Origin of the sequence: Segatella buccae ATCC 33574 (genome assembly GCF_000184945.1) — a bacterium.
GTDB lineage: Bacteria > Bacteroidota > Bacteroidia > Bacteroidales > Bacteroidaceae > Prevotella > Prevotella buccae.
On record NZ_GL586311.1, the window covers coordinates 1999171 to 2011749 of the forward strand.

Here is a 12579-nt window from a genome sequence, read left to right on the forward strand (position 1 = left end):
CTCACTCCTTTTCCGGTCGAATATCTTCTATTTGTAGTTGCACTTGGTTGTGCTTGAACACGTTGTCCTCTATTGTATATACAATGTCAAAGCTTCGTTTGCTTTTGATGTAGCGGGCCGAAGCACTCTGGCCGAAGGCGATGCCGTTGACCACATTGCTCGACTTGGAGTCTACCAGTTCGAGTTTGATGTGCTCTTGTTCGCGGCCCACCACCTTGCTCGTACCGTAATCGTACACGCCACAAGTGCAGAAAAGCGGTTTCGAGTTGCCCGGCCCGAAGGGTGCAAACCTTTTCAAGTCGGTGTGCAGACGCTTGTTGATGTCCTTGAAGTCGATCATGGCATCGATGTTGAGCGTGGCCTCCGTCTGTTCTGGTTCTATGTGCTCCTCTACGAATTTTTGGAAACGGTCTCTGAATTCCTTGACATGTTCCCACTTCATCGTGAGGCCGGCTGCGTATGTGTGTCCGCCGAAGTTGATGAGGATGTCCCTGCAACTTTTGATGGCCGAATATACATCAAAGCCCGTCACGCTGCGTGCCGATCCCGTGGCCATGTCACCGTCGCGGGTGAGCACCACCGTGGGCCGGAAATAGATTTCCGTGAGGCGGGAGGCCACGATGCCGATGACTCCTTTCTTCCAGTTTTCGTCGTAGAGCACGATGCTTGACCTATGGCGCTGGCTCTCCAGTCGGGAGACTATCTGGTTGGCCTCCTCTGTCATTTGTTTGTCGATGTCCTTGCGCTGTTCGTTGTATTCGTTGATGTGTGTGGCCATGCGCAAGGCTACCGGAAACTCCCGTTCCACCAGCAAGTCTACACTCTCCCTGCCATTTTCCATGCGTCCCGAGGCATTGATGCGCGGTCCTATCTTGAACACGATGTCACTCATCGAGATTTCCCGGCCGTTGAGGCCGCAGATGTCAATGATGGATTTCAGTCCGATGCTCGGATTTTGGTTGAGTTGTTTCAGTCCGTGGAATGCAAGAATGCGGTTCTCGTCCATCACCGGCACGATGTCGGCGGCAATGGCCACGGTGCAAAAGTCGAGTAGGGGAATGAGTCGGGAAAAGGCAATGTCGTTGTTCTTGGCAAAGCCTTGCATGAACTTGAAGCCCACGCCGCATCCGCACAGATGTTTGAAGGGGTAGGAGTCGTCGGGCCTTTTGGGATTGAGGATGGCCACGGCCGGTGGCATCACCTCGTCGGGCACATGATGGTCGCAGATGATGAAGTCTATGCCAAGGCTTTTGGCATACGTGATTTCTTCTACGGCTTTGATGCCACAGTCAAGAATGATAATTAGTTTTACACCCGTTTCTTTCGCGTAGTCTATTCCTTTCTTGCTCACACCATACCCCTCGTCGTAGCGATCGGGGATGTAATAGCCTATATTGGAGTAGAACTGTTGCAGAAACTTGTACACCAGTGCCACAGCGGTACATCCGTCCACATCATAATCGCCATAGACCAAGATGCGCTCTTTCCTGCCCATGGCATCATTGAGTCTGTCCACAGCTACATCCATATCCTTCATGAGGAATGGATTGATGAGGTCGGCCAGTTGGGGACGGAAAAAGCGTTTGGCGGCCGATTCGGTGGTGATACCTCGCCTGATGAGCAGTTGTGCAAGCGTGGGGCTCATATTCAGCTTTTCCCCCAACTCGTCAGCTGCCTGTCTTTCGTCCGGTGTAGGTGTTTGGTAATTCCATTTGAAATGCATTTATATTGTTTTTATTTTCTCAAGTGTTAGATGCTTTACGTGGCGACACCGCTGTGATGGTCGCCCGATATAGCTTTGCCGAATTTGGGATCTTCGGCGAGACATCTGCAATCTTCTTTGATGTGCTCCTTTCTCTCTGCTTGTTTGCTTGAAAAGGACTGCAGTCGCTGCGTTTTGCCGGTCTTTCACCGAAATGGCATAAGTAGGTGCAATAGGAGTCTGTTTGGAAACAGCCGAGTGCAGACTATCTTTTGCAAAGATAGTAATTATTTCTGAATCATGGTATACGAAGATAATTAAAAAAGGTTGTCAACGGTAATATGTGAGTGGTTTCATGAAAAGTCATCCGGAGCGTCGCCTGAATCGGAACTGCTTGAAATAGTACGATAGACGAATGCAGACGTATCGGCCAGTCTACGGTATTCAGTTGTGCGCATTATGCCACCACGATGTGGAATTTGGTGGAAGCGTCTTGTTTCCGTTCGAAGCCTTTGAACGCTTTGTGCAAGACTGTCGAACAGCTTGCGCATGGCCTATGCGCGAGTGGTGCGAACGTCTTGCACAAAGATGAAGACGGAACGATGCTGCCCGAACTTGTCTTTTGAGACTATCTGAAAACACAACGGGGATGTGCCTGTTTTGACACACCCCTTTTATGTTTTGGTTTTGACAATGCTCTATCCGGAAATCTCCCTGCTTAATATCGGACGGCTTGTGATTATTGCTTATTGCTCCGCAACCGGCAGGATGGCATTCCCGATGCAGGCGTTGGGCTGTTGGATATGCAGCATTTGACACACCGTAGGCGCAATGTCAACGATGCGGGTGGGCAGCGCAGTAGCCCCGTGCTTGATGTTCCATCCCATAAAAACCAATGGGATATGAGCGTCGTATGGGTAGGGTTGTCCATGCATGGTGCCCCGATAGTTTGGTGAGTCTGTTGCACCGAAAAATCCCGGACGCGTCACCACTGTTATCTCGCCACTTCGTTGCCGGTTATAGCCGTTGGTCAATCGCTCTTTGAGCATGGAAGGCATCGTTTCATTGGCCAAATTCTCGTTATCCACGATGTAGAGATACTCCTTCGTGTTCTGTTTTAACCATTTGATGGCATCACCGACAACCTTTTTCTTTTCCAGTCCCTTGGCTTGGATGGTGCTGTCGTTGAAATAGAATTGGTAGTTGTCTTCTCCCATCACCGGTGCGATGCCAAAACGGCTTTCAAGATATTTGTTCAGTTCGGCAGTGGCTTTCTTGTAATTCCATGCCCCTGCAGGGATGCGATGGTTTTTCATTAAGTTGTAATTGTGGGCTGCTCCGTGGTCGGCAGTGAGAAACAGCAGGTAGTTGCCTTTTCCCACTTCCCTGTCGAGGGCGTTGAGGAACGTTGTCAAGTCTTTGTCCAACTGCATGTAGACATCGTGATTTTCTTTGCCACGTGTCCCGTATTCGTGCCCGATGGCATCTGTCGACGATACGCTCACGGTGAGCATATCCGTATCGGCATGTTTGCCCAACTGCTCATTTATTAAGGCCGCTTCTGCCATTTGAAATGTCAGTGTGACCCCGATATTGGCCGTCTTGACATTGGTACCGGTTTTTTGCCGGTGTGTCTTGTTAAACGCCGTCACCCAATCGGGAAGCTTGTCCATGTAAAAGGTCGATGTGATAAATTGTCCGGCCGATGTGTCCCACCAATAGGCACCGTCGGCACTGTGTCCGGCCGGAAGAATGGAGGCACGGTCTTTCAGTGCTACACCAATCACCTTTGAGCGAAAGTCGGTGGCGATTTTCAGTTGGTCGCCAATGGTGGTCGCCAACATGCGGCTAGGGCTCATCTTGCCTTCGGGCGAATTGCTGCCCACACCGGCCACTTGGTTGTCACCACAGCAGTAGACACCGGCATCGTCTTGATAGAAATTGTTGCCCGCAATGCCGTGAAGGGCTGGTACGGTTCCCGTATACACACTCGCATGGCCAATGGCCGTCACGGTCGGTGCATAGTTGATCATCGTGTTTTCACAGCTGAATCCCTCGTTGATCACTCGTTTCAGCCCTCCCTCTCCATACTCGTTTTGATAGTAGTAGAGGTAGTCCCACCGCATCTGGTCGACTACCACTCCAACCACCAGTTTCGGTCTGGGCACTTGTGCGGAGGCTGTCAGCGTGGCGATGCACAGGAGCAGCCATACAAAGTTCTTTCTCGTCATAATTGTATTTTTATTATAGTGAAGGTGCTTGGAATATCCGTTTGATTCTCATACTTTCATCAAGAAGTCTTTGAAATCATTAAAGTCTTTGGACATCTCTATACTCTGCTTCCTGCCACGCATGAAGTTGGCCAGCCGTTCAGGTATTTGGATGTTTCCATTGAGAATGGCATCCACCTTTTCTTTGAACTTTGCCGGGTGGGCAGTTTCGAGGAACACTCCCGTCTCTCCCGGTTGGAGGAGTTCTTTCAAGGCTCTGTATCCGCACGCACCGTGAGGATCCAGCGTGTAGCCCGTATCTTTGTGACACTGTCTCATGGTTTCCATGATTTGGGCGTCCGTATAGGTAGCCCCACTGATGCGGCTCGTAATCCTCTCGTGAGAACCGCCAAACAAGTCATAGATGCGGGCGAAATTGCTCGGGTTTCCTACATCCATAGCGTTGGCTATGGTCTGTTTGGAAGGCTTTGGCTCATATTTTCCGCTCTTGAGATATTGATAGAAGATGTCGTTGGCATTATTGGCCGCAATAAAACGCTTGACGGGCAATCCCATTTCGTTGCCGAAGATGCCGGCCGTGATGTTGCCGAAGTTGCCTGACGGCACACATATCACGACTTCATGCTGCCTGCCAAGTTTTTTCAGTTGTGCGTAGGCATAGAAATAGTAGAATGCCTGGGGCAGGAAACGTGCCACGTTAATGGAGTTGGCCGAAGTCAGTTTAATATGCCTGTTCAGTTCTTCATCCATGAAGGCCGATTTTACCAGAGCCTGACAGTCGTCGAATACGCCGTCGATTTCTATGGCTGTAATATTCTGTCCGAGCGTGGTAAACTGGCATTCTTGAATCTTGCTCACCTTCCCTTTGGGGTAGAGCACATATACATGGATTCCATCGACACCCAGGAATCCGTTAGCTACGGCCGATCCCGTGTCTCCGGAAGTCGCTACAAGTACATTAACCGTTTGTCCGCCGGCTTCTTTCTTGATGAAATGCTGAAGCAGACGGGCCATGAAGCGGGCTCCCACGTCTTTGAATGCCAATGTCGGGCCATGAAAAAGTTCAAGACTATAGATGTTGTCTTCCACCTTCACGACCGGAGCATCAAAAGCCAGCGTGTCATATACGATTTGTTTCAGCGCATCGGGCTCCACATCGTCTCCAAAGAAAGCATCGGCCACCCGATAGGCTATTTCTTGAAATGAGAGCGTCTCTATATGGTCGAAAAAGTCTTTCGGCAGTTGCTTGATTATCTCGGGCATATAAAGTCCCTTGTCGGGGGCCAGCCCTCTCACGACCGCTTCTTCCAAAGTGGCGTGTGGCGCCACCTGATTGGTACTGTAATATTTCATCTTTTTGTTAGTATTTCATGAATGTTTGCATAAACTCTTGCAGGTGAAGCATGCCGTAACTGCCACTTACACAACTCACCTCGTCATATTGTTTCACCTCGTCGGCGACGATCCCCGGATACCATATCAAGAATGGAACCGGCTCTTTCACATGGGTGCGGATTTCCACGGGAGTGGGGTGGTCGGGCAGTACGGCTATGCACACCGGTTCTTCCCACTTGCTCACCTCTTCGTAGATGGGCTTCACCACCCGCCGGTCAAGATTTTCTATGGTCTTGATTTTCAGTTCCAAATCTCCATCGTGTCCCGCTTCGTCGCTGGCTTCCACGTGAAGGAATACAAAATCTTTTTTTTTCAGTTCCTCGAGGGCAGCTTGGGTCTTGCCCTCGTAGTTGGTGTCGGCGAGTCCGGTGGCTCCGGGAACGATGATGACTTCCAGTCCGGCATATCGTCCTATGCCGCGTATGAGGTCTACGGCCGATATGACACTTCCGCTTTTGACCTTCGGATAAAGCTGCATCAGTGTTTCCATGGAAGGGCGGTAGCCACCGCTCCACGGCCAGATACTGTTAGCCGGCCGTTCGCCACAGGCTGTTTTTGCCTTGTTGAACGGGTGCTCTGCCAGCAGCTTTTGGCTTTTTATAATCAGGTCGTTTATCAAATCGGCCGTCTCTTTGGGTGTCATCCGCCCCTTTTCTGCCGGGTCGTTGCTCCAGTCCCCCTCTTCGGGTTTCACGAGCAGGGGGTGCCATTCTTCATTCGGGTGGTCGTGTGGGGGAGCACAGACAATATGCTTACTGGCATTTTTGATGACCAGTAGGTGCCGGTATTGGATGCCCGTGATGAATCTCACCTGTTCGTTACCCAACTTGTCGTTCAGATAGTTGATCAGTATATCGGCATTCTCTGTTGAAAGGTTACCGCCATTGTGTGTGATGATTTTTCCATCATCCAAGGTGATAAGATTGCAGCGCATGGCCATGTCTTCCGAAGCCATGTCATATCCTATGCTGGCTGCTTCCAGCGGTCCCCTGCCTTCATACACCTTGTTGAGGTCGTAGCCGAGGATGGCTGTATTGGCCACTTCGCTTCCGGGTAGGAAACCGTCAGGCACGGTCATCAGTCGTCCGGTTTTTCCCTGTTTGGCCAACAAGTCCATGTAGGGCGTATTGGCATACTGCAAAAGCGTCTTGCTCCCCAGACGCTCCACGGCGTGATCGGCCATACCGTCGCCTAATATAATAATGTGTTTCATCTTGCGTCTCTTTATTTGGTGATTGGGTTATATGTTTGCTATGCTCATGATATTGGCAAAAACACCGGCAGCCGTCACGCCGGCCCCGGCTCCATAGCCTTGTATTTGCATCGGATAGGCCTTGTAGCGGTCGGTGGTGAGCAACACGATGTTGTTGCTTCCTTCCAAATTGTAGAAAGGATGGTTGCGATCTACAGCTTTCAGGGCTACATTGGTCTTTCCGCCCTCCATTGTTGCCACGAAACGCCAGCGTTTGCCTTCCGCTTCGAGTTGCTTGCGGCGCTTTTCAAAGTCGGCATTGAGTCGGGGCAACCGCTCCCAAAAATCCTCCAAACTGCCTTCAAAGTATTCGTCGGGCACGAAAAGATGCTTCTCCACGTCGGCTTGTTCCACCTTGTAGCCGGCCTCGCGGGAGAGAATCACCAGTTTGCGGACAACATCCGTACCACTGAGGTCAATGCGGGGATCGGGCTCCGAATATCCTTGCTCTTTAGCCCTGAGTACCGTTTCGGAGAAGGGGACATCGGCACTGATTTCATTGAAGATAAAGTTGAGTGTACCGCTCAGCACCGCTTCTATTTTCAGTATTTTGTCTCCCGAGTTGCGCAGGTCGTTGATGGTGCCGATGATGGGGAGCCCTGCCCCCACATTGGTTTCAAAACGGAATTTCACCCCTCGTGCCAGAGCCGTGGTCTTGAGTCTCAAATAACTGTCGTAGTCGCTCGAAGCGGCTATCTTGTTGGCTGCAACCACAGAGATGTTGTGCTCCAGAAACGATTGGTAGAGCATGGCTATGTCTTTACTGGCTGTGCAGTCTACGAACACCGAGTTGAATATGTTCATGTTGATGACGGCATCACGCAGCCGTTCGGGTGTACTGGGTTCGCTCCGTTTCAGTTCGTCATGAAAATTCTCCAGATCGAGTCCGTCGCGGTTAAAGATGGCGTTTCTTGAACTTGCGATGCCCACCACATTGAGTTTTAGGCGGTTGCGCTCTTTCAGTTCTTCGTATTGCTTCTTGATTTGTTCGATGAGTTTGCCCCCCACAGTGCCCACACCGCAGATGAAAAGGTTGAGCACCTTGTATTCAGAGAGGAAGAAAGAGTCGTGAAGCACGTTGAGGCTCTTGCGTAGAAACTCTGCCTTCACGACAAACGAGATGTTGGTTTCCGATGCTCCCTGTGCGCAGGCTATTACGCTGATGCCCGAGCGACCGAGTGTGCCGAACAGTTTACCGGCAATACCGGCAGCGTGTTTCATGTTCTCACCGACAATGGCGATGGTGGCCAGTCCACATTCGGCATGCATGGGAAACATGGCACCGTCTTCTATTTCTGCGGCAAACTCATCGTTGAGCACCTCCACGGCAGCAGCAACATCCTGCTCGCGCACACCGATGGAGGTCGAATTTTCCGAAGAAGCCTGACTCACCATAAACACGGAGATACCGTGTGCCGCCAGTTTGGAGAATATGCGGCGGTTCACGCCTATCACTCCCACCATCGAAAGGCCTGTCACCGTGATGAGGGCCGTACCTCCGATAGACGATATACCCTTGATAGGCTTCCGGTTGTCTTCCACCTCCTGCTTGATGATGGTGCCCGGATTTTCAGGATTGAACGTGTTTTTTACCCTGATGGGGATATTCTTGATGCATACGGGATAGATGGTCGGAGGATAGATGACCTTGGCACCGAAGTTACAAAGTTCCATGGCTTCGATGTAACTCAACTCGTTGATGGTGTAGGCTGTCTTGATAATGCGAGGATCGGCAGTCATGAATCCATCCACGTCGGTCCATATTTCCAGCACCTCGGCATCAAGCACAGCTGCCAGTATGGCTGCCGTGTAGTCACTGCCGCCCCTTCCTAGATTGGTAGTCTCATCTGTGTCGCGGTCGCGGCTGATGAAGCCCGGCACGAGCGACACCCGCGGCAGATTGTCGAAAGTGTCTAAAACTAACTTGTTGGTCAGCTCGTTGTCGAGAACGTGCTTGCCATTTTTGCGCTCTGTCTTGATGAAGTTGCGGGCGTCATACCATTTGGCTCCGCCGATGAGTGTGGCCACGATGTTGCTTGAAAGTCTCTCGCCATAACTCACGATGGCATCTTGGCTCTTCTCGCTCAGGTCATGTATGAGGTACACACCGAAGTAGATGCTCCTCAACTGTTCGAAAAGGGCATCGACGGTGTTGAACAAGTCTTCTCGTTTCTTGGTGTCGGTGATGATGGTGTCTATCATTTTATGGTGTCTGTCCACCATATCGTCAAACTCCGTTTTCCACCCATCATCGTGTTTTAGGGCTAACTTTGAGGTGGCTATCAGCTTGTCGGTAATACCCCCAAGGGCACTTACTACGACTACAACCGGCTGATGCTTGGCCTCGTTTTCTACAATCTTCTTTAAGCTGAGAATGCTTTTGACGGAACCAACAGATGTTCCGCCGAATTTTAAGACTTTCATTTGCAATAATGTTTAGTAATGCAATGCTCCCCCCGGAACAAACGGGGCTGAAGCAAAACTTGGTTGCAAATTTACAATAATTACATCAAATCCGCAATAAATCCGATGATATTTTGTAGATTTTTCCACGGTATTGTTATCCGGGCGGAGTGTAGCTGCATCTTGACTTCACTTAATTTTCGGGAAAAATATCCCGTTTATTTTTGCTGTTTCTATAAATTCTTCCTACTTTTGCAGTAATTTACATATAGTTACAAATAATCGTATCATTTGTTATGGTAAAAATCACATTTCCGGATGGCTCTGTCCGTGAGTATGAACAGGGAGTGACCGGACTTCAAATCGCCGAGAGCATTTCGCCGGCTCTCGCTCGCAACGTTGTATCTTGCGGTGTCAATGGCGAAACAGTAGAGCTGAACCGTCCTATCAACGACGATGCAACCATTGCGCTCTACAAATTTGAGGATGAAGAAGGGAAGCACACTTTCTGGCATACATCCGCCCACTTGTTGGCTGAAGCCCTGAAAGAGCTTTATCCCGGCATTCAGTTCGGATTCGGTCCGGCCATAGAGAATGGTTTCTTCTATGACGTGATGCCGGCCGGCGGGCAGACTATTTCCGAAAACGACTTCCCCAAGATAGAGGCCAAGATGCTTGAATTGGCCAAAAAAGACGAACCGGTGGTGCGGCGTGAAGTGCCCAAGGCCGAAGCTCTGGAAGAATTTAAGGCCGACGGGCAGACTTATAAGTGTGAGCACATCGATTTGGATCTTGAAGACGGAAGTATTTCCACCTACACTCAAGGCAATTTTACCGACCTTTGCCGTGGCCCGCACCTTATATCTACCGGTGCCATCAAGGCCCTCAAGATAACAAGTGTCGCCGGTGCTTTTTGGCGCGGTGATGCCAAGCGCGAACAAATGACCCGTATCTACGGCATCAGCTTCCCCAAGAAGAAGATGCTTGATGAGTATCTTGTGATGCTTGAAGAAGCCAAAAAGCGTGACCATCGCAAGATAGGCAAGGAGATGGAACTCTTCATGTTCTCGGAGCGGGTGGGCAAGGGGTTACCCATTTGGCTGCCCAAAGGCACCGAACTTCGTCTTCGCCTGCAAGAGCTGCTGCGCAGCATGTTGCGCCCTTACAACTATCAGGAGGTCATCACGCCGGGCATAGGCGGTAAGAGTCTTTATGTCACTTCCGGCCACTATGCACATTATGGCAAAGACGCTTTCCAGCCCATTCATACGCCGGAAGAAGACGAGGAATACATGCTCAAGCCGATGAACTGCCCTCATCATTGTGAGGTGTTCGCCCGCAAGCCCCGTTCCTACAAAGATTTGCCTTTGCGCATCGCCGAGTTTGGCACGGTGTTCCGCTACGAGAAGAGTGGCGAACTGCATGGTCTCACCCGGGTACGCACGTTCACACAAGACGATGCGCATATCTTCGTGCGTCCGGATCAGGTGAAGGCAGAGTTTGAGACCAATATCGACATCATCCTGAAGGTATTCAACATCTTCGGTTTCGACAACTATGAGGCCCAGATTTCCCTCCGTGATCCTAACGATAAGGAGAAGTATATCGGATCCGACGAGGTGTGGGAGGAGAGTGAGACGGCTATTAAGGAAGCCTGCGCCGAGAAGGGACTCAAGGCCCGTGTTGAGCTTGGTGAGGCAGCCTTCTATGGTCCTAAGCTCGACTTTATGGTCAAAGACGCTATTGGTCGCCGTTGGCAGTTGGGCACGATTCAGGTTGATTACAATCTCCCGAACCGCTTCAAGCTTGAATACACTGCCGAGGATAACTCAAAGAAGACACCTGTCATGATTCACCGTGCGCCGTTTGGCTCACTGGAGCGTTTCACCGCCGTGCTCATCGAGCACACTGCCGGTCACTTCCCCTTGTGGCTGACACCCGATCAGGTGGCCATCCTGCCCATTTCAGAAAAGTACAATGACTACGCCAAGAGCGTGGCACGCTATTTCGACTCTGTGGGGGTGCGTGCCATCATTGATGAACGCAACGAGAAGATTGGCCGTAAAATTCGCGACAACGAGTTGAAACGTGTGCCTTACATGGTCATCGTCGGTGAGAAAGAGAGTGCCGAAGGCCTTGTAAGTATGCGTAAGCAGGGGGGGGGCGAGCAGGCTACCATGACGATGGAAGAGTTTGCGCAGCGCATCAACAGTGAAGTGGCCGACATGCTTTCGACCGTGAAAGAATAAGAATAACTCCCAAGAAAGCCTGTCTTTCTGATTTTTTGGAATGGACGGGTATTGGGTTTTTAAAATAACGAAACGGGTGACAAATAGCTTCATCAAACTATTTGCCACCCGTATTTTTTCTTTTTGTTGTGTAGTATAGCCATTTCGGCTTACCGAGCTTCTTTACTTCAAGTGTCACAAATGCTACCTTTACTTTGGTGCGAAGCCCTTGAACCATCTGTGCGGAGGCTTTGCACCATCTGTTCGGCAGCCTTGCACAGTATGTGCAACAGCCATGCACAGTCTCTGTGGCAGGACTTTTGGGTTGGCACTTGGTTGGTTGGCATATACAAAGGAGTCCTGATACGCTTGCATGGAGTTATTTTGCTTTCTGCGAACAGATTGCGTTAATCTTCCAAATTCTTTCGGTTTTTACGGCGAATTTTCGTAAGTTTGCAGGTGCTTAGAAAAAGGATTTGGATGAAATCAAACAAGAATAAGTTTCTTCTCGGTTTTTCTGTTGTTGTGGTGGTGCTGGCCATCATACGCTGTGTGTTTCCCCGTATCGCTGAACCAAGGGGCAGTGGTGTGGTTGCAATGGATTCTCTCTCGACCGATTCTGTGGCTTATGCCCTAAGTGACAGTGTGGACAAGGTGTCGCTGAAGGAGAAAAACAAGGAAACAGTGCCCGCTAATGATTCCGATTTTCGGGTGGCGGCGACTTCACCTTTTTTCAATGAGGACGGGACATTGACCAAACATCGTATATTCAGTGTTCCCAATTTTGCACAGACATTTCCCGACCAAAACGATGTACAGTTGGAATCGGCCAACAAGTGGGGAGTGCAGCCGGTGGCTAATCGTTCAGAAGCTGAAGGTAAGAAGGCCGAACTTGTGTATGTGGGTAGTAATCCTTATTTTTATATCGACGAGCTCCGTTCCAGTATTCCCTATCTTGTGCCGCGGGCTTCGGAACTGTTGCAGGACATAGGGCGCAATTTTTTCGATTCGTTGCAAGTGAAAGGAGTACCCTTGCACAAGCTTATTGTTACGAGTGTGATGCGGAGTAAGGAAGATGTGCAGAAACTTAGAAGTCATAACGGCAATGCCACTCAAAACTCCTGTCACATGTATGGGACGACTTTTGATATTTGCTACAACCGGTATAAGACAGTTGAAAGTCCCGGCGAGAAGCGTCGAGCAGTGCGTAACGATACGTTGAAATGGGTACTCAGTGAAGTGTTGCGCGACCTTCGGCAGCAGGAACGTTGCTGGATCAAGTATGAGGTGCATCAAGGCTGCTTCCATATCACTACGCGTTGATGCTGATAGTGTATATAATTCTGCTTGGGCAGTATATGGGGAAAT

General features: G+C 50.2%; 7 protein-coding genes. 2 read left to right on the forward strand and 5 right to left on the reverse strand.

All coding sequences use genetic code 11. From position 1 onward, the window contains the following. Position 1: 1 nt before the first annotated feature. The 5 genes from recJ to thrA form a co-directional block, all read right to left on the reverse strand. On the reverse strand, positions 2-1723 hold the full coding sequence (gene recJ, locus HMPREF6485_RS07725; RefSeq protein WP_004345803.1) for a single-stranded-DNA-specific exonuclease RecJ: 1722 nt from the start codon (positions 1721-1723) through the stop codon (positions 2-4). 725 nt (positions 1724-2448) lie between these two features. Then, the gene (locus HMPREF6485_RS07730; RefSeq protein ID WP_004345804.1) at positions 2449-3933 is read right to left on the reverse strand and encodes an alkaline phosphatase family protein; all 1485 of its coding nucleotides are present in this window, start codon (positions 3931-3933) and stop codon (positions 2449-2451) included. A 48-nt stretch (positions 3934-3981) separates the two neighbouring features. Beyond that, positions 3982-5286, reverse strand: coding sequence for a threonine synthase (gene thrC, locus HMPREF6485_RS07735; protein WP_004345805.1), 1305 nt, complete (start codon positions 5284-5286; stop codon positions 3982-3984). A 7-nt stretch (positions 5287-5293) separates the two neighbouring features. Then, on the reverse strand, positions 5294-6541 hold the full coding sequence (locus HMPREF6485_RS07740) for a cofactor-independent phosphoglycerate mutase (RefSeq protein ID WP_004345807.1): 1248 nt from the start codon (positions 6539-6541) through the stop codon (positions 5294-5296). 27 nt (positions 6542-6568) lie between these two features. Continuing rightward, positions 6569-9004, reverse strand: coding sequence for a bifunctional aspartate kinase/homoserine dehydrogenase I (thrA, locus tag HMPREF6485_RS07745; RefSeq protein ID WP_004345809.1), 2436 nt, complete (start codon positions 9002-9004; stop codon positions 6569-6571). Between the two features lie 275 nt (positions 9005-9279). Here thrA and thrS point away from each other — a divergent pair, with 275 nt between their 5' ends. Next, positions 9280-11232, forward strand: a complete 1953-nt coding sequence (gene thrS / locus HMPREF6485_RS07750; RefSeq protein WP_004345810.1) for a threonine--tRNA ligase — start codon at positions 9280-9282, stop codon at positions 11230-11232. A 459-nt stretch (positions 11233-11691) separates the two neighbouring features. Further along, on the forward strand, positions 11692-12534 hold the full coding sequence (locus HMPREF6485_RS07755) for a DUF5715 family protein (protein ID WP_004345812.1): 843 nt from the start codon (positions 11692-11694) through the stop codon (positions 12532-12534). The last annotated feature ends 45 nt before the right edge of the window (positions 12535-12579 follow it).